This is a genomic window from Tateyamaria armeniaca, assembly GCF_045797845.1.
GTDB lineage: Bacteria > Pseudomonadota > Alphaproteobacteria > Rhodobacterales > Rhodobacteraceae > Tateyamaria > Tateyamaria armeniaca.
In genome coordinates this window covers 1,089,589-1,107,583 of sequence record NZ_JBHDIY010000002.1, presented here as the reverse complement: position 1 = coordinate 1,107,583, position 17,995 = coordinate 1,089,589, and the positions used below count along the sequence as shown (strand labels likewise).

The 17,995-nt window shown below is 59.4% G+C and carries 21 protein-coding genes; 17 read left to right on the top strand and 4 right to left on the bottom strand.

Features of this window, described 5'->3' with window-relative positions; translation table 11 throughout:
- The first annotated feature begins 62 nt into the window (after window positions 1-62).
- The 5 genes from ACERZ8_RS05505 to ACERZ8_RS05485 all read left to right on the top strand — a co-directional run bounded on the left by ACERZ8_RS05505 (window position 63) and on the right by ACERZ8_RS05485 (window position 6,400).
- Window positions 63-1,901, top strand: a complete 1,839-nt coding sequence (locus ACERZ8_RS05505; protein WP_407591147.1) for an ABC transporter ATP-binding protein — start codon at window positions 63-65, stop codon at window positions 1,899-1,901.
- Entirely contained in the window at window positions 1,898-3,730 is a 1,833-nt protein-coding gene (locus ACERZ8_RS05500) for an ABC transporter ATP-binding protein (RefSeq protein ID WP_407591144.1), read from the top strand. The genes ACERZ8_RS05505 and ACERZ8_RS05500 overlap by 4 nt, the downstream gene beginning before the upstream one ends.
- Before the next feature lie 38 nt (window positions 3,731-3,768).
- Window positions 3,769-4,995: a class I SAM-dependent RNA methyltransferase gene (locus ACERZ8_RS05495; RefSeq protein ID WP_407591143.1), complete on the top strand. Its 1,227-nt coding sequence runs from the start codon at window positions 3,769-3,771 to the stop codon at window positions 4,993-4,995.
- A gap of 16 nt (window positions 4,996-5,011) precedes the next feature.
- Complete coding sequence (locus ACERZ8_RS05490; RefSeq protein WP_407591142.1) at window positions 5,012-5,788, top strand: ion transporter; 777 nt, start codon at window positions 5,012-5,014, stop codon at window positions 5,786-5,788.
- A 114-nt stretch (window positions 5,789-5,902) separates the two neighbouring features.
- Entirely contained in the window at window positions 5,903-6,400 is a 498-nt protein-coding gene (locus ACERZ8_RS05485; RefSeq protein ID WP_407591141.1) for a L,D-transpeptidase family protein, read from the top strand.
- A 3-nt stretch (window positions 6,401-6,403) separates the two neighbouring features.
- Here ACERZ8_RS05485 and ACERZ8_RS05480 read toward each other — a convergent pair whose 3' ends face one another.
- Window positions 6,404-7,054 carry a CAP domain-containing protein gene (locus ACERZ8_RS05480; protein WP_407591140.1) on the bottom strand — a complete coding sequence of 217 codons (651 nt, stop codon included), beginning with the start codon at window positions 7,052-7,054 and terminating at the stop codon, window positions 6,404-6,406.
- Window positions 7,055-7,228: 174 nt separating this feature from the next.
- Between ACERZ8_RS05480 and ACERZ8_RS05475 the strand changes: the two genes are divergently transcribed.
- Entirely contained in the window at window positions 7,229-7,819 is a 591-nt protein-coding gene (locus tag ACERZ8_RS05475; protein WP_407591139.1) for a L,D-transpeptidase, read from the top strand.
- A 138-nt stretch (window positions 7,820-7,957) separates the two neighbouring features.
- The gene (locus tag ACERZ8_RS05470) at window positions 7,958-8,137 is read left to right on the top strand and encodes a hypothetical protein (protein ID WP_407591138.1); all 180 of its coding nucleotides are present in this window, start codon (window positions 7,958-7,960) and stop codon (window positions 8,135-8,137) included.
- Between the two features lie 72 nt (window positions 8,138-8,209).
- On the opposite strand, the gene hemH is transcribed toward ACERZ8_RS05470, so the two are convergent.
- Entirely contained in the window at window positions 8,210-9,271 is a 1,062-nt protein-coding gene (gene hemH, locus ACERZ8_RS05465; protein ID WP_407594171.1) for a ferrochelatase, read from the bottom strand.
- A 54-nt stretch (window positions 9,272-9,325) separates the two neighbouring features.
- On the bottom strand, window positions 9,326-10,153 hold the full coding sequence (locus ACERZ8_RS05460; RefSeq protein WP_407591137.1) for a methyltransferase domain-containing protein: 828 nt from the start codon (window positions 10,151-10,153) through the stop codon (window positions 9,326-9,328).
- On the opposite strand from ACERZ8_RS05460, the gene ACERZ8_RS05455 reads away from it, so the two are divergent.
- Genes ACERZ8_RS05455 through ACERZ8_RS05435 form a run of 5 tightly spaced genes read left to right on the top strand, consistent with a single transcriptional unit; the run spans window position 10,152 to window position 12,486 of the window.
- On the top strand, window positions 10,152-10,343 hold the full coding sequence (locus tag ACERZ8_RS05455; RefSeq protein WP_407591136.1) for a double zinc ribbon domain-containing protein: 192 nt from the start codon (window positions 10,152-10,154) through the stop codon (window positions 10,341-10,343). The two genes, ACERZ8_RS05460 and ACERZ8_RS05455, sit on opposite strands and share 2 nt — an antisense overlap.
- Window positions 10,271-10,900, top strand: a complete 630-nt coding sequence (locus ACERZ8_RS05450) for a ComF family protein (RefSeq protein ID WP_407591135.1) — start codon at window positions 10,271-10,273, stop codon at window positions 10,898-10,900. The genes ACERZ8_RS05455 and ACERZ8_RS05450 overlap by 73 nt, the downstream gene beginning before the upstream one ends.
- Window positions 10,901-10,939: 39 nt before the next feature.
- A complete protein-coding gene (gene grxC, locus ACERZ8_RS05445) occupies window positions 10,940-11,197 on the top strand; it encodes a glutaredoxin 3 (protein WP_407591134.1) in 258 nt (85 codons plus the stop codon).
- On the top strand, window positions 11,198-12,037 hold the full coding sequence (locus ACERZ8_RS05440; protein ID WP_407591132.1) for a carbon-nitrogen hydrolase family protein: 840 nt from the start codon (window positions 11,198-11,200) through the stop codon (window positions 12,035-12,037).
- Window positions 12,034-12,486 carry a MarR family winged helix-turn-helix transcriptional regulator gene (locus ACERZ8_RS05435; RefSeq protein ID WP_407591129.1) on the top strand — a complete coding sequence of 151 codons (453 nt, stop codon included), beginning with the start codon at window positions 12,034-12,036 and terminating at the stop codon, window positions 12,484-12,486. Before ACERZ8_RS05440 ends, ACERZ8_RS05435 begins: the two co-directional genes overlap by 4 nt.
- Here the strand turns inward: ACERZ8_RS05435 and ubiG are convergent.
- Window positions 12,483-13,229 (bottom strand): bifunctional 2-polyprenyl-6-hydroxyphenol methylase/3-demethylubiquinol 3-O-methyltransferase UbiG, encoded by a 747-nt coding sequence (ubiG, locus tag ACERZ8_RS05430; RefSeq protein ID WP_407591128.1) that lies wholly within the window; start codon window positions 13,227-13,229, stop codon window positions 12,483-12,485. The genes ACERZ8_RS05435 and ubiG overlap by 4 nt on opposite strands.
- A gap of 49 nt (window positions 13,230-13,278) precedes the next feature.
- Between ubiG and pip the strand changes: the two genes are divergently transcribed.
- The 5 genes from pip (at window position 13,279) to ACERZ8_RS05405 (ending at window position 17,992) form a co-directional block, all read left to right on the top strand.
- Entirely contained in the window at window positions 13,279-14,250 is a 972-nt protein-coding gene (gene pip / locus ACERZ8_RS05425; protein WP_407591127.1) for a prolyl aminopeptidase, read from the top strand.
- Complete coding sequence (locus tag ACERZ8_RS05420; RefSeq protein ID WP_407591126.1) at window positions 14,247-15,023, top strand: ABC transporter substrate-binding protein; 777 nt, start codon at window positions 14,247-14,249, stop codon at window positions 15,021-15,023. The genes pip and ACERZ8_RS05420 overlap by 4 nt, the downstream gene beginning before the upstream one ends.
- Window positions 15,024-15,151: 128 nt before the next feature.
- Window positions 15,152-15,730, top strand: coding sequence for a ribosome maturation factor RimP (rimP, locus tag ACERZ8_RS05415; protein WP_407591125.1), 579 nt, complete (start codon window positions 15,152-15,154; stop codon window positions 15,728-15,730).
- Window positions 15,730-17,349 carry a transcription termination factor NusA gene (gene nusA, locus ACERZ8_RS05410; RefSeq protein WP_407591124.1) on the top strand — a complete coding sequence of 540 codons (1,620 nt, stop codon included), beginning with the start codon at window positions 15,730-15,732 and terminating at the stop codon, window positions 17,347-17,349. The genes rimP and nusA overlap by 1 nt, the downstream gene beginning before the upstream one ends.
- Before the next feature lie 22 nt (window positions 17,350-17,371).
- Window positions 17,372-17,992: an RNA-binding protein gene (locus ACERZ8_RS05405; RefSeq protein ID WP_407591122.1), complete on the top strand. Its 621-nt coding sequence runs from the start codon at window positions 17,372-17,374 to the stop codon at window positions 17,990-17,992.
- Window positions 17,993-17,995: the final 3 nt, after the last annotated feature.

Genomic DNA, 17,995 nt, shown 5'->3' with positions numbered 1-17,995 from the left:
GACGAGACGGGCCTCGGCCTGCGTCACTTCCATGTTGTACCACACCTTTACGAGACTTCCCCATGTTCAAATACTTTGAATCGCTTGTCGATCCGTATGTCGATTATTCCGAAACCGACACGCCTCCGACCAGGATCTGGCCCTTTCTCTGGGACTTTTCGCAGCCCTTCAAAGGGGTGTTCGTTCTGGCCGCCATCATGTCGCTGGTGGTGGCATCAATCGAGGTTGGGCTGATCTATTACATGGGCCGGGTTGTTGATCTGCTTGGCACATCGCCCGAGGAGTTCTGGGCAACCTACGGCACCGAGGTCATTCTGGTCGCCCTGTTCGTGCTTCTGGCGCGGCCCCTCTTGCAGATGATGGACGTTGTCCTGCTGAACAACACGATCCTGCCGAACTTTGGCACCCTTATTCGCTGGCGGTCACACAAACACGTGCTGCGTCAGTCGGTTGGGTGGTTCGAAAACGACTTTGCCGGGCGCATCGCGAACCGGATTATGCAGACCCCGCGGTCAGCGGGCGAAGTGATATTTCAGGTGTTTGACGCGATTTCATTTTCGCTGGCTTACCTGCTGGGGGCCGCGGTTTTGCTGATGGTCGCCGATGTGCGGCTGCTCGTACCGCTGGTCCTTTGGTTCGCGCTTTATGCGGCCCTTGTGGTCTGGACGGTCAAGCGTATCGGCCCTGCGTCCAAGGCGGCGTCTGATGCCCGGTCGCAGCTGACCGGCAAGGTGGTTGATGCCTATACGAACATTCATTCGGTCAAGATGTTCGCCCATCATGAACGCGAGTTGGATTATGCCAAGGCGGCCATCGAAAACACGCGCCGCACCTTCATGCGCGAGATGCGGCTTTTTACCATCATGGATGTGGTTCTGGTTTTTCTGAACGGATTGCTGATCGTTGGCGTGGTTGGCTGGGCCATCGCGCTTTGGACGCAGGGTGCGGCCAGTGTGGGTGTCGTTGCCGCCGCAACGGCGCTGACCCTGCGCCTGAACGCGATGACCGGATGGATCATGTGGGCGCTGACCTCGTTCTTTCAGGAACTGGGTGTCGTGGCCGAGGGGATGGAGACGATTGCCCAGCCCATCACGCTGGTCGATGCCAAAGATGCCAGGCCCTTGCAGATCGCGAAAGGTGAGATCGCAGTGCGCGATCTGACCCACCATTACGGGCGCGACAGCGGTGGTCTGGACAACATCAGCATGACCATCCGTCCGGGTGAAAAGGTTGGCCTTGTCGGGCGCTCCGGCGCGGGCAAATCGACTTTGGTGAAGCTGCTTTTGCGGTTCTACGACCCCGAATCGGGCCGAATCGAAATTGATGGTCAGGACATCATGCAAGTGACGCAGGACAGTCTGCGCCTGAACATTGGCATGGTGCAGCAGGACAGTTCGTTGCTGCATCGCTCGGTCCGGGAAAACATCCTGTATGGTCGTCCCGAAGCGACCGAAGCGCAGATGATCGAGGCTGCAAAACAGGCGCAGGCGCACGACTTTATCCTTGATCTGGCCGACCCCGAGGGGCGCACCGGATACGAGGCGCAAGTGGGTGAGCGCGGTGTGAAGCTGTCCGGCGGACAACGCCAGCGCGTGACTCTCGCGCGGGTGATCCTCAAGAACGCGCCGATCCTTTTGCTGGATGAGGCGACAAGTGCGCTCGACAGCGAGGTCGAGGCAGCGATTCAGGACACGCTTTACAAGATGATGGAGGGCAAGACCGTGATCGCCATCGCCCACCGCCTGTCCACCATTGCCGAAATGGATCGCATCCTTGTTCTGGATGACGGCAAAATTGTCGAAGACGGACCGCATGACGCGCTTTTGGCGCAAGGTGGCCTATATTCAGAATTCTGGGCGCGCCAGTCGGGCGGGTTCATCGGAGCCGAGGCTGCTGAGTGAAAATTTCGGACTGGATCGATTCCTTTCGCCGTGCGGAAGGGCCCCCGCCGCAGGAGTTGTGGCCGTTCATGCGCTGGTGTCTGTCCGGCGCATGGCCTGCGCTGTGGTTGGCGGCCTTCTGTTCTGCCGCCGCTGGCGCGTTAGAGGCGGGTACAGCGCTGATCCTTGGCCGTGTGATCGACGCCACCGTCGCCCTTGGCCCGGATGGGTTCTTTTCCGTCAGCAATGTCGGGCTGATCATCGGGGCGCTCGCGTTTTTCCTGATCGCGCGCCCGATCCTGTTTGGCTTCAGTGCGGCGACCAACGCGATCATCGTGCAGCCGAACGTGAACCCGCTGGTCCTGTCGCGCCTGCATCGTTGGACGCTGGGGCAGTCGGTTGGGTTCTTTGACGACGATTTCGCGGGTCGCATCGCGCAAAAGCAGATGCAGGCTGCGCGTGCGGTCACGGATGTCGTGTCGGAATTCATCAACGTGGTCGCCTTTGCGCTGGCATCGCTGGTCGGATCGATCTTGTTGTTGCTGGCGATTGACTGGCGTGTGGCGCTGGGCTTTGGCGTGTGGCTGATCTTTTATTTTGCGCTGATCCGCTGGTATCTGCCGCGCATCCGCAAACGCTCGGCCAGTCGCGCTGCGGCGCGGGCGATGGTGTCCGGGCAGGTGGTTGATACGATCACCAATATCAAGACGGTCAAACTGTTCGCCCATGACGATCACGAGGATCAGGCGGCGCTGGGCGCGATGGCCACGTTCCGGACCAATGCTGTGCAATTCGGTATTCTGTCGGCAGGGTTCCGGTTTGCCCTTATGGCGCTGGCGGGCCTGTTGCCCGTTCTATTGTTGGGTGGCACCATCCTGATGTGGCAGCGCGGGCTTGCCACGCCCGGCGATATCGTGGCGTCCGGCGCCATTGCGATCCGCATAGCCCAGATGACCGGTTGGGTCAGTTTCACGCTGATGGCGATCTATTCCAACGTGGGTGAGGTCGAGGATGGGATGCGCACCCTGACCCCTCGTGCGCGGGTTGAAGATGATGTGGATGCGGCACCTTTGGACGTGCCTCAGGGAGAAATCAGACTTGATCACCTTGGCTTTTCCTACGGGCGCGACACGGGCGGTATTCAGGACATCAGCCTGACCATCAAACCGGGTGAAAAGGTCGGGATTGTGGGTGCATCGGGGGCCGGGAAATCGACCCTCGTGTCGCTGCTGTTGCGGCTCTATGAACCCGAAAACGGTCGAATTCTGATCGACGACCAGGACACGCGGCACGTCACGCAGGACAGCCTGCGCCACAACATCGGGATGGTCACGCAGGAAACGGCGATGTTCAATCGCTCGGCCCGTGAGAACATCCTTTATGGCAAGCCCGATGCCAGCGACGACGAGATGATGGCCGCCGCGAAAAAGGCCGAGGCGCATGAATTCATCCTCGACCTGCAGGACCACAAGAAACGACCTGGTTATGACGCCCATCTGGGGGAACGGGGTGTGAAACTGTCGGGCGGTCAACGCCAGCGGATCGCGCTTGCCCGCGCCATTCTGAAAGACGCGCCGATCCTTGTGCTGGACGAGGCGACAAGTGCACTGGACAGCGAGGTTGAAGCGTCGATTCAGACGGCATTGTCGCGTGTGATGGAGGGCAAAACCGTGCTTGCCATTGCGCACCGTTTGTCCACCCTGACCGAGATGGACCGCATCGTTGTGATGGATGCGGGCCGGATTGTAGAGGAAGGGCCGCATGACGTTCTGCTGGCCAAGGGCGGGCTTTATGCCCGTTACTGGCAGCGGCAATCCGGCGGGTTTATCAGCACGCAAGCTGCTGAATAGGGCTTTTGCCTGACCGCCCGGCCCGGTAGGCGTTTGCCATGACAACAGTGACCATTGATCGATTGGGCCAGCAGGGCGACGGCGTTGCGCGCGGCCCGCTTTTTGTGCCCCTGACTCTGCCCGGTGAGGTGGTCAGCGGGACCGTGGACAGAGATACGCTGACGAACGTGTCCATCGACACGCCCTCGCCCGACCGGGTTGCCGCGCCGTGTCCGCATTTTCGATCATGTGGTGGGTGCCAGTTGCAGCATGCCAGTGATGATCTGGTGGCGACGTGGAAACGCGATCTGGTAGTGACGGCCTTGGCTGTCCATGGAATCGAAACGGACGTTCGCCCCACCGTGACCTCCCCCGACCGGTCCCGCAGGCGCGCGACCTTTGCGGCGCGCCGCACCAAGAAGGGTGCGTTGGTCGGGTTTCATGCCCGCAGGTCCGACGCGATCATACCGGTGCCGCACTGTATTCTGGTCACACCGGCCTTGGTCGGCGCTGCGCCTCTGGCCGAGGCCTTGGCCGTGGCGGGCGCGAGCCGCAAGGGTGTGTTGGCCGTCACCGTTACCGACAGCACCGAAGGCTTGGATGTTGCTGTGTCCGGCGGCAAGCCACTCGATGGACCACTCAGGATCGCATTGGCTGCTTTGTGCGAAACTCATCGGCTCGCCCGCCTGACATGGGAGGATGAGCTGATCGGGATGCGCGTGCCGCCCGCGCAAGTGATCGGTGCCGCGAGGGTGGTGCCCCCGCCGGGTGCGTTTCTGCAAGCGACACAGCATGGGCAGGACACGCTGACGCGTCTGGTGGAGGAGGTTGTTGGTGCTGCGAAACACGTGGCCGACCTGTTTGCGGGTTGCGGTACATTTGCCCTGCCGCTGGCCGCCAATGCAGAGGTGTTGGCGGTGGAAGGCGCGCCCGACATGGTTGCGGCGCTGGATGCGGGATGGCGGCAGGCACAGGGGCTCAAACCCGTCACAAGTGTTGCGCGCGATTTGTTTCGCAGGCCGTTGTTGCCCGACGAACTGGCCCGTTTTGATGCAGTCGTTATCGACCCACCCCGCGCGGGTGCTGCAGCGCAAATCGCCGAACTGGCGCAGGCGAAGCCGCCGGTGATCGCCCATGTGTCCTGCAATCCACAAACCTTTGCGCGTGATGCTGCGACCTTGATCAATGCCGGATATGTGCTCGAATGGGTGCAACCGGTGGATCAGTTTCGCTGGGCTGCGCATGTAGAACTTGTCGGAGCGTTCCGTCTGTCGCATACGCGATGAGATAAGGAGATGTCGCATGATTGATCGCGCACGCTTGGGTGAATTCCTGGAAGGCCCGAAATTCAGTAACTTTATCATGGGCGTGATCGTCGTGAACGCCATCACGCTTGGGCTCGAGACGTCCAAGACGGCGGTGTCTTATGCGGGTGGTCTGATCAGCCTGATCGATCACATCTGCCTCGGGATCTTTGTAATCGAACTGGTGGCCAAGCTGTTTGCATTCCGCTTGTCCTTCTTCCGCAAGGGCTGGAACATCTTTGACTTCATCATCGTCGGAATTGCGCTGGCCCCCGGGACCGAAGGGCTGTCAGTGCTGCGCGCCTTGCGTATCCTGCGTGTTCTGCGCGTCATTTCGGTCGCCCCCTCCTTGCGCCGTGTGGTCGAGGGGTTCGTGACCGCACTGCCCGGTATGGGCAGCGTGTTTGTCCTGATGGCGATGATTTTCTACATCGGGGCGGTCATGGCGACAAAACTGTTTGGCCCCAGCTTTCCTGAATGGTTCGGAACACTTGGCCTCAGCGGCTATTCCCTGTTCCAGATCATGACCCTTGAATCCTGGTCCATGGGGATCGTTCGCCCGGTGATGAAGGAATTCCCCTACGCCTGGATGTTCTTTGTGCCGTTTATCATGGTTACGACATTCGCGGTCGTGAACCTGTTGGTCGGTCTGATTGTGAATTCGATGCAGGACGCGCATTCAGAGGAATCAAATGCCGCGACGGATGAGTATCGGGATCTGGTGATGAAACGCCTCGACCAGATCGAGGCCAAACTCGACAAGCGAGATTCATAAAGGCCGATCACGTTCAGGTGATCACCCTTCGCGAAAAACGGACTAGGCGGGACGAGTCAAAAAGTGATAATTGCCGGTAAATTACAATAAAAACCGATTTGGGACAGGAATTCGATGAAGCGCAGACATCTGATGATGGGCGGTGCCGCGGCAGTAGGTCTGGGGGCCTGCACACAAAGCAAGTTCAGAACCTATACCGGGCCTGAAGTGACCTATATCGTGGTCAATAAAGAGGCCCGCCGCATGTACCTTTTGCACAATGACAAGGTGCTGAAGGACTATGACATCGACCTTGGATTTGCACCGATTGGTGACAAATTCTTTGAAGGTGATGGCCGCACACCCGAGGGCACGTATCTGATCGATCGGCGCAATCCGAAAAGCAGATTTCACCTGTCTCTTGGTATTTCCTACCCGAATGCGACAGATCGTATTGAGGCGGCAGCGCTGGGCAAACCACCCGGCGGCGACATTTTCATCCACGGTGAATCCAGCCCGTTCAAGCGCAAGCGCGGGGATTGGACATGGGGCTGTATCGCGGTGACAAACCGCGAGATGGAAGATGTCTATGCGATGGTGCGCACCGGCACCCCGATCCAGATCAATCCCTGATTGTCAGGTTGCCGGAGTCGACGTGATCGTCACGATGTCGGGGTTCGCCTCGTCGATAGCTGCGGCGTCTGGATCATCCACAGCATCCGGGACAAGGCGTGACGCAGACGGGTTGGCGCGCGGGATCAGCGGCGCATCATTGGGGTTGCCCATGACCATTGTCCACCAGATCTTGCCATTGGGTTCCTGAAACCACGCAAAGCCCATTTCACGTGCCTGCGGTGACAGGATCGTGCGGCGGGTGTCGTTCTGCTCCATCCATGCGGCAAGGGTCTCAAGCTCGGTCTCGTATGTTTCCGAGATGTTTTCGCCGACAAGGCTGCCCTGATACCCGACGCGGGCCAGTCGATCGATGGGTGACGACCCGTCAGACCCAAAATGCCATGGGCGGTTTTGCAGCGACATATCCTTGGCATGCGTGGCCGCGGCGGCGTTCAGTTGCGGGTTCAGCTCAACATTCGGCGCACCACGGGCCGAGCGCAGCGCATTGACCGAATCGAGCATGCGGAACTGCAGTTTGGCCGTGTCACCGGCGCGAATCTTGTAGAGCTTGGGCAAAGGCCGACCATCCGCCCCGACAGCGGGTGCAGACGGGGGTGCCGCACATGCAGCAAGCGTAAGTAGAGCTACTAGAACGAAAGAGAGTGTACGCATTGATCCTGCACATCATTTGTGGTGTTCATCCAAGTCGATAGCCGCTCGCGCGTTGCATTACAAACGCACATCGGCGTGATCCTGCGAGATGACAGTCCTTTGATTTGCGACTGCGACATTCGCGCAATATCTTATGCCGAAATTGGCAGGAACATCTTCAAGGAGAGGCATTCAATGTCCAAACCAACATTTACGTCCACAACGCGCCGGTCTTTTCTGGCCGGAACAGCCGCTTTTTTGGGCGCTCCCGCCATTGCGCAGACCGCAGCAGGCCAGGCAGAGCGTGATCCGACGCTGTCCGTGCGCCGCAACATCTCCAGCTTTCGCACGCTGGATTGGCAGCCCTATTTCGACAATCTGCGCAAAGGTGCCATTCTGGTCGATATCGACAGCCGTGCAGTGCATTACTGGAGCGAAGATCAGACGATCTACAAGCTTTACCCCTCAAGTGTGCCGCTGACAGACGATCTGACCCGACGCGGGCGTACTCAGGTGATCCTGAAAGATCCGGAGCCGGACTGGCGCCCGACGCCGTCGATGAAAAAGCGCAACCCGGAATGGCCTGATTACATCGGCCCTGGCCCGCAGAACCCGCTGGGGACGCGTTCGCTGCACCTGAGCTGGACCTATTATCGCATCCACGGCACCCACGATACGCGCAAGATTGGTCGGAAATCTTCCAATGGATGCATCGGTTTGTACAACGAACATATCGAAGAGCTGTACGAGATGGCCAAAGTGGGCACACAAGTGTTGCTTATTTGACGACATCGCGGCGGATCGGTGCGTCAGCATTTGAATCAGACTTTGCATTCGCACCGCATTGCTGTTTACACAGAAATACGAGGTAAGTCTTGGGTGCGTAGCGGCATTTGCCGCGCGTGCGTAACTGGAGGTTATAATATGAAAAAACTCGTTCTCGCCGCTGCTCTGACTGCTGCTGCTTCGACCGCATTTGCCGGCGCTCCTGCCGATCCGATCATCGAAGCACCTGTCATCGTCGAAGAAACAACAAGCTCTTCGGGCGGCATCATCCTGCCCCTGCTGCTGTTGATCGTCGTTGCTGCGGCTGTTGCGGACTAATATCCGTTACTACAAAACTAAAAAGGCGGTGCATCAGCGCCGCCTTTTTTTATTGCCTGGTCGCCAGTCAGATCAGTCGAGCCACCCTTTAAGGTTCTCTTCGATCACTGTGCCCAGCGCTTCGATATGCGCCGCGTCGTCGTTCAGGCATGGGATATAGGTGAAGTGTTCGCCGCCCGCCTCTTCAAAGCTTTCCTTGATCTCTTCGTTGATCTCTTCGAGCGTTTCGATGCAATCTGCTGAAAAAGCAGGCGCACATACGGCGATGTTCTTTTTCCCCGCTTCGGCGAGTCTGGCCACTTCTTCGACCGTGTAGGGTTGCAGCCATTCTTCGGGTCCGAATTTCGACTGGAACGTCGTCTTGATGTCTGTGTCGGGCCAGCCCAACCGTTCTTTCAGCAGGCGCGTCGTTTTCTGACATTGGCAGTGATAGGGGTCGCCTTCCATCAGGTAGCGGATAGGCACGCCGTGATAGCTGCACACCAGTATGTCGGGCCGCGTATCAAGATCGGCATAGGCCCGTTCGATGGATTGGGCCAGCGCCTCGATATACTTTGGATGTTCGAAATAGGGTTCGACCGTGCGCGTGGTCGGTTGCCACTTTTCCTCCATCATGGCGCGGAAAAACTGATCGTTCGCTGTCGCTGATGTCGCGCCTGCATAATGCGGATAAAGCGGGAAAAACAGGATCTTCTGACATCCTGCGTCGCGCATCTCGCGCACCTTGGATTTGGTTGATGGGTTGCCGTAGCGCATGCAGAAATCGACCATGACCTGATCGCCATACCGGTCATGCATTGCCGCCTTGATCTTGGCCGTCTGGTCTTTGGTGATCGTCATCAGGGGGCTTTCGCCCGCCTCATGATTCCAGATGGATTTATAGGCTGCACCGGATGAAAACGGGCGCTTTGTCAGAACGATAAGCTGCAGCAGGGGCTGCCAGATCCACGGGCTGTAGTCGATCACCCGCCGGTCGGACAGGAATTCGTTCAGATACCGGCGCATCGACCAGTAATCGTAATTGTCGGGCGTGCCGAGGTTGGCCAGCAAAATGCCAACACGCGCAGGCTTGATCGCGGGATGATCATCGGCTGCGTGTTGGGGCCGTGTCGCAGCTTTGCTGGTATCAAGCATTTCGGGCACTTTCTTATCCATGTTCCGCCTCAGATAAACGGATTTGCCATCAGGTCAATCTGGCAGCGACGTTTCGTCCGTGCGCAGGGCGTCTGCCAACCGCGCTTGCGCGGATCCGGGGCGCAGGGGCTTGGGCTGGCTTTCGTCCGGGGCCCAGCCGGTCAGAACGATCAATTCAAAGGTTGCGGTGATGCCGCCATCGGCATGCGCAAATGCGTCCGCGTAAAGATCAGCGGCGCGGTTCAGAATGGCCCGACGGGTGGGATGGCGCAGACGTGTCTGAAGCGCATTTGCCTCGCCCATATGCCGCAGGTCCCGCATCAGGTGCAACACGGATTGATATCGCGCCGTCAGCGTCACCGTATCTGCCACGGGAAGGGCCAGACCCGCGCGTTGCAAAAGTGCGCCCAGATCGCGCACTTCGCCCATCGGGGCGACGCGGGGGGACAGCCCGCCGCTTACGAACACTTCGGCCTCGGCCAATACGCTGCGCAATTCATGCAGGGTCTGGCCACCCAGACTGACTGCCAGCAACATTCCGTCGGACTTCAGTGCGCGCCGACACTGGATCAACTGCCCCACTGGGTCATTCGCCCAATGCAGCCCCAAGCTGTGTACAACCAGATCATGTGCCGCTGGTTCGAGGGCGAGGATCTCTGCCTCTCCCATCACCGAAGCACCCGCGATGCGGTCCTGCCACAGATCGGGATAGGCGGCGACTATTCCGGGCGCATGAAAGGTTTTGTTAACCAGTTCCAGCCGATCCTCCACTTCATCCCTGGCCGCTTCCTGCAGGAACAGCGCATCTGCGCGCGCGCGCGCGCGATTGCGGGTCAGCGCAGTCAGGTCGGTCAGTTGGTTCGGCGTGGCGCTGTTGGACATGGGTGCACGAGGTAAGGAACGTCATGGGCCTCTTACAAACTACGTTGGCTGCGATCTACCCCCGCGCTGTCTGGGCTGTGGTGAAACGGTCGATAGCGACTTTGGTCTATGTGGGACATGCTGGGGTCAGACCCAGTTCATCGGTGGGGCGGCTTGCGACAGTTGTGGAACCCCCTGCCCGGCGACGTAGCCGAGGATGAGGTGCACTGCGACGCCTGCATGCGCGCGCCAAAGCCCTGGGCGCACGGACGCGCGGCACTGGCCTATGGTGGGATGGGCCGCAAGCTGGTGTTGGGGCTGAAACACGGCGACAGACAGGAAATCGCGCGCCCCGCAGCGCTGTGGATGCGCGCATCGGTCCAGAGCCTGATCACTGACACAACGTTGATCGCGCCTGTCCCCTTGCATTGGCTGCGTCTGGCCAAACGCCGCTATAACCAGTCGGCCCTGATCGCCAGAAACTTATCGGAACTGACAGGATGTGACTGGTGCGCTGACCTGTTGGTCCGCCCGATCCGCACGGAGTCCCTTGATGGAAAGACGCGTGCCGAACGTCACAAAATCCTCGATGGCGCGATCCGCGTGAACCCAAGGCGCAGACACCGGATCATTGGCCGCTCTATCCTGCTGGTGGATGATGTGATGACGACAGGGGCCACATTGGCCGCTTGTGCGCAGGCGTGCAGTGCGTCTGGCGCGGATCAGGTGTGCGTGAGCGTACTGGCGCGCGCGGTCAAATATACCTAAGTCTCTGTCCAACTGATATCTTGCCAAAAGGACTGCTGGATGAAACCCGTTGAAATATACACCTCTCCGCTGTGTGGCTTTTGCCATGCGGCCAAACGGCTGCTGAACGAAAAGGGCGTCGATTTTTCCGAAGTCGATGTGCTGAAACATGCGGAACGCAAATCCGAAATGATCCAGCGCGCCAATGGTGGGCGTACTGTGCCGCAGATTTTCATCGGTGATGTCCATGTGGGTGGCTGTGACGACCTTTATGCGTTGGAGCGTGCGGGCAAGCTGGACGATCTTTTGGCCGCCTAGATGAAAACGGCGCTGCTGCAACTCAACGTCTCGGACGATCCGGTGGCCAACCTGCCCCGGACGGTTCAGATGGTGCGGCGCGCCGTTGATCAGGGCGCGCAATTCGTCCTGACGCCCGAAGTCACCAATTGCCTCAGCACCAGCCGGTCCCATCAGACGAATGTGCTAACGGATGAAGAGAATGACGCGACCCTTGCCGCATTGCGGGACGTAGCAGCTGACAGCGGTATCCATCTGCTGATTGGCTCCCTCGCCCTCAAGACGGACGATCCGCAGGGGCGGTTTGCCAACCGGTCTTTCCTGATCGCGCCAGACGGCGACATATTGGCGCGCTACGACAAGATCCACATGTTCGATGTCGCGATTTCCGACACCGAGACATATGCCGAATCCTCAGGTTATCGCCCGGGCGAACAGGCGGTGCTTGCGACTCCGGCATTTGCGCCCGTCGGCATGGCCGTTTGTTACGACATGCGCTTTCCCCGGCTGTCCGATGCGCTGGTCACCGCGGGCGCGCAAATCCTGACATACCCATCCGCCTTTTCACCGATCACGGGTGCGGCGCATTGGCACAGCCTGCTGCGCGCCCGCGCGATCGAAGCAGGTGCTTGGGTGCTGGCCCCCGCCCAGACAGGCATTCATCCCGGCCAGTCGGAAAAGAAGCGAAGCACATACGGTCACAGCCTTGCGGTCGATCCGTGGGGTGAGGTGGTGCTTGACGCAGGCACGGCGCCCGGCGTTTATGTATTTGATATGGAATTGGACAAAGTGGCCGAGGCGCGTCGCCGTATTCCTGCGCGGGACAATGCACGCCCCTTTGACGGCCCTCAGGGTGCATGAGTACAGAGAAAAACGCATTGGCGATTTCGCTGTTCAGCGAGGTGCTGGCGGCAGACCAGATGGTCCGCTACCGGCTGAGCCGCGTGTTGCCCAAGGGCATGGAAATCTCGCATTTTTCGGTGCTGAACCATCTGGTCTGGGCAGAGGTTGAGCGCAGTCCGGCCCAGCTTGCCGACACGTTCAACGTCACGCGCGGCGCAATGACCAATACGCTGAACCGCCTTGAATGGGCGGGCTATGTGCACATTCGCCCGGACTGGGACGATGCGCGCCGCAAGATGGTTGCAATCAGCCCGGCGGGGCGCCGCGCCCGCGAACAGGCGCTGAGCGCGATTGCCCCAATGATCACCGAAGTCATCGACAATCTTGGCGAGGATCGCGTGAAGGAAACGCTGCCGATCCTGCGCCAGTTGCGTCTGCGCATGTCTGACAAAAGCAGACCGGACTAAGCGGGTTTCACACTTGCCGTGACATAGTTCACGCTCAGGTCCCGGTCAGACAGTTTCCAGGACCACGTCAATGGGTTGAACACGAATCCCTGCCGGTCGACCGGATCCAGCCCCGCCTTGCGCAACAGGTCGAACAATTCGTCCGGCGTGATAAATTTCGACCATTCATGTGTGCCTTTGGGCAGCCAGCGCATCACATGTTCGGCACCGATGATGGCCATCACGTAGGATTTCGGATTGCGGTTGAGGGTCGAACACACCTGCAAACCACCGGGTTTCAGCAACTCGCGGCATGCGGTGAGGTATCCCAGCGGGTCCGCCACATGCTCGACCACCTCCATGTTCAGGACGACGTCAAACTGTTCGCCCGCGGCTGCCATATCTTCGGCAGTGGTGTGGCGATAATCGATGTCGAGGCCCGATTGTTCAGCATGGACCTGTGCGACCGGTATGTTGCGTTCGGCAGCGTCCGCTCCAACCACATCTGCCCCAAGCCGCGCCATCGGTTCCGCCAGAAGGCCGCCACCACATCCGATGTCCAGAATGCGCAGACCCGAAAAGGGTTTGGGTTTCGACAGGTCGCGGTCAAATTCGGCGGCGATCTGGGCTGTGATATAGTCCAATCGACACGGGTTCAGCATGTGCAGCGGCTTGAATTTACCGTTCGGATCCCACCATTCTGCTGCCATCGCCTCAAATTTTGCGATTTCTCCCGGGTCAACGGTGGTTTGATGCGTTTGCATTTTCGTCTCCGTATGCTCATGTGCGTTTGACGCTCTATGTAGGTCAGTAATGGACAAACACAGTGACCAAAAGCGCGCGGTACAATATCTGTACCCGCCCACCGACCCTTACGACCAACGTATGTTGGACGTCGGGCAGGGTCACCGCGTCTATATGGAGCAGTGCGGCAATCCGTCCGGAATCCCCGTTGTGGTCCTGCATGGCGGCCCCGGTGGCGGATGCAGCCCGGCGATGCGCCGCTATTTTGACCCGGATATCTACCGCATCATCCTGTTTGATCAGCGCGGCTGTGGCCGGTCGCGCCCCCATGCATCGGTGACGCACAACACCACATGGCATCTGGTCGACGATATCGAATTCATTCGCCGAACGCTGGATATTGATGCGTGGATTGTCTTTGGCGGCAGTTGGGGGGCGACGCTGGCCCTGATCTATGCGCAGGAACATCCGGCGCGTGTGCGCAACATCGTATTGCGAGGTGTTTTCCTGATGACCCGGCGCGAGCTGGATTGGTTCTATGGCGGTGGTGCCGGTCGGTTCTGGCCCGAAGTCTGGGCCCGGTTCGAGGCGCTGATCCCCGAGGATGAGCGCGGGGATCTGATCGGTGCCTATCACCGGCGTCTGTTTTCCGGCGACATGGCGATGGAGACGCGGTTTGCCCGTGCCTGGTCATCCTGGGAAAACGCGCTGGCTTCGATTCACTCGACGGGGTCTGGTGGTGAGCCTCCGGGCGATTACGCGCGTGCCTTTGCGCGGCTTGAGAATCACTACTTCACCAATGCCGGGTTCCTTGAATTCGACGGCCAGATTCTTGCCCATGCAGGCCGGATCAAACACATCCCCGGCACTATCGTGCAAGGTCGGTATGACATGATCTGTCCGCCCGAAAGTGCTTACGCGCTGTCCAAGGCATGGCCCAATTCCGATCTGAAGCTGATCCGCAATGCAGGTCACGCCTTGTCCGAGCCGGGTATTTCGGCTGAACTGGTGCGCACCATGGACAGGATTGCAGGGAAATGACCCGGATCGACCGACGCGCCCTATTTGCCTCTGGTGCCGCCGCTGCCTTGCTGGCGGCGACAGGCGTGTCCGCGACCCCAAAACGTGGGGGTCGGCTGCGCGCGGCCCTGTCCCTGCCGTTGTTCGATCAGGCGGTTGCCGCCACCGTGTTCGACAACCTGACCGAGATCGCAGCAGACGGCACCCTGCGCGGGGAACTTGCGACAGACTGGTCATCGGATGCAACGGCGCGGCGTTGGCGGTTCACCTTGCGGGACGACGTAACATTCCACGATGGGATGCCTTTTGACGCCTATAGCCTCCGATCCCTCGCGATGACGGTCGAAGTTCTGGATACCACCACTGTCGATATTGTGCTGGACGCCCCGAACCCGAACCTGCCTTACCTGCTGGCGCATCCGGGATACGAAATCCGGTCTGACACAGGGCAAGGCACAGGTTTGTATCAGGTGCAAAAGCTGGACGAAGGCCGCCATTTCATCGGCACCCGCGTGGATGATCACTGGAAAGAGCGTGCGGGTTGGTTTGACAGCGTGGAGTTCGTGCACTTCAGCTCTGACGCGGTGCGCGGCGAGGCGTTGCGTGATGGCTTGGTTGACGTGGCCGATGTCGCAGCACTTGACCAATACGCGGACCCGCGCGATTTTCAGACGCTTCCTGACGGACAGGTGACCACGCATATCGCGGCAACGGCTGTTGGCGTTCCCTTGTCGGTTGGCAAATCCTGGCCTTTGGACAATCTGCGCATGGCAGAGCGGTGGTGGTTGGGCTGACAGGCCTTGCATCGCGGCAACGAGGTGCGTATATGCCCTTCAACAGCGGCGCGCTGGGGTCCAAACTCAACGCTCCACCGAGAATCATCAACGGGCCGCGCGCCCGTTTTTTTGTGCCTGAAAGACCGATGAACAACGACCTGATTGCCAAAGCCGCCATGGACCGCCGCCTGGCCGAGATCATCACACCGGTGATCGAGGATATGGGCTATGAGCTGGTGCGCGTGCGGCTGATGAGTGGCAAGGACGAGTCGACCTTGCAGATCATGGCCGACAAACCCGAGGGCGGGATCGAAGTTGACGATTGCGCCAAGATTTCGACGGCCGTCAGCGCCAACCTGGATGTGGAGGATCCGATTCTGGATGCCTACACCCTCGAAGTGTCGAGCCCCGGCATCGACCGTCCGCTGACCCGCCTCAAGGACTTTGACATGTTCGAAGGCTATGACGCCAAGCTGGAAACGGACGAGCTGATCGACGGGCGCCGCCGCTTCAAAGGCGTGCTGGCGGGTGTCGAGGGTGACGAAGTGCTGATCAATGTCGCCGAAGGCACCATTGGCCTCAAGTTCGAGTGGCTGACCGAGGCCAAGCTGGTTCTGACCGACGAGTTGATCAAGGAAATGCTGCGCCAGCGCAAAGCCGCAGGCGTGATCAAAGAAACCGATTTTGACGAAATACAGACTGACACGTCTGAGGAGGACACCTGATGGCCATTACATCTGCAAACCAGCTTGAGCTGCTGCAAACTGCCGAGGCGGTTGCGCGCGAAAAGATGATCGACCCCGCATTGGTCATCGAAGCGATGGAAGAATCGCTCGCCCGTGCTGCCAAGTCCCGCTACGGCGCGGAAATGGACATCCGCGTCAGCATCGACCGCAAGACTGGCCGCGCAACCTTTACCCGCGTGCGCACCGTGGTCGAAGACGAATTGCTGGAAAACTATCAGGCCGAGTTCACCGTCGAGCAGGCCAAACAGTACATGGAAAACCCCGAAGTCGGTCAGCAGTTGATCGAAGAAGTGCCACCTGTGGAAATGGGCCGAATCGCGGCTCAGTCAGCCAAGCAAGTCATCCTACAAAAGGTGCGCGAAGCCGAGCGGGATCGTCAGTTCGAAGAGTTCAAGGACCGCGCGGGCACCATCATCAACGCCCTTGTCAAACGCGAGGAATACGGCAACGTCATCGTTGATGTGGGCGCGGGCGAAGCGATTCTGCGCCGCAACGAAAAGATCGGCCGCGAATCCTATCGCCCCAATGACCGCATCCGCTGCTACATCAAGGACGTGCGCCGCGAACAGCGCGGGCCCCAGATTTTCCTGAGCCGCACCGCACCTGAATTCATGGCCGAGCTGTTCAAGATGGAAGTGCCTGAGATCTATGACGGCATCATCGAGATCAAGGCGGTCGCCCGCGATCCCGGTTCGCGCGCAAAGATCGCCGTGATCTCCTATGACGGCTCTATCGATCCAGTTGGGGCTTGTGTTGGTATGCGCGGCAGCCGCGTGCAGGCCGTTGTGAATGAGCTGCAGGGCGAAAAGATCGACATCATTCCATGGAATGAAGACCAGCCGACCTTCCTTGTGAACGCGTTGCAGCCCGCCGAGGTCAGCAAGGTTGTTCTGGACGAAGAGGCCGGCAAGATCGAAGTGGTCGTGCCCGAGGAACAGCTGAGCCTTGCCATTGGTCGTCGCGGTCAGAACGTGCGTCTGGCCAGCCAGCTGACCGGGCTCGACATCGACATCATGACCGAAGCCGACGAATCGGCGCGCCGTCAGGCTGAATTCGAGCAGCGCACCAAGCTGTTTATGGACAATCTGGACCTTGATGAATTCTTTGCCCAGTTGCTGGTCTCCGAAGGGTTCACCAACCTTGAAGAAGTCGCTTACGTCGAAGTCGACGAACTGCTGGTCATCGACGGTGTGGATGAAGACACTGCCGCCGAATTGCAGGCCCGTGCCCGCGATGTTCTGGAAGCGGCGGCCAAGGCAGCACTGGAAAATGCCCGTGCGCTTGGTGCAGAAGACAGCCTTATTGATTTTGACGGTCTCACCCCCCAAATGATTGAGGCGCTGGCCAAGGACGACGTGAAGACGCTCGAAGATTTTGCAACCTGCGCGGATTGGGAACTGGCCGGTGGCTGGACAACGGTTGACGGTGAACGTCACAAGGATGACGGGGTTCTCGAACCTTTCGAAGTGTCACTGGAAGAGGCACAGCATCTGGTCATGACGGCACGCATCCTGTTGGGTTGGGTTGACCCTGCCGATCTTGAGGCAGATGCCGAAGAAGACGCAAACGGTGAACTCGCCGAGGAGTCCGAGGCCTGATTTCAGGCCTCGGGGCAGCCTCATGGGTCGCGGTGGCGTCTCAAAGGACCGGTCGGATGGACCTGAACGCAAGTGTATTGCGACAGGTGAGGTGCAGCCGAAATACGGGTTGGTTCGGTTTGTGGTTGGGCCGGATGCACAGATTGTGCCCGACATTGCAGGCAAGCTGCCGGGTCGAGGTATCTATGTTGCGGCGGATCGTGCAGCGCTGGACAAGGCAGTGGCGAAAAAGCTGTTTGCGCGGGGAGCCAAGATGCCCGTGCAGGTGCCGGATGGCCTTGTTGACGAGGTCGAGCGGCAATTGGCACGACGGGTCGTTGACCTGATTGCCCTGTCCCGCAAGTCGGGCAAGGCCGTTGCTGGCTACGAGAAAGTCAAAGCCTGGCTTCAGATGGAAGAAGCGCAGGTGTTGATACAAGCGGTGGATGGGTCTGGACGTGGCAAGTCCAAACTGAGCACGCCGCATTTTGGAACGTATATCGGCTGGTTGACGGCTGATGAACTGGGTTTGGCCTTTGGGCGTCAAACTGTGATACATGGCGCGCTCGCCTCTGGTGGACTCACGCAACGTGTTGTAGAGGAAGCCAACCGTTTACGCGGTGTGCGCGAAAATGACGGCGGCAACGGTCGCCGGGAAGGATAGACG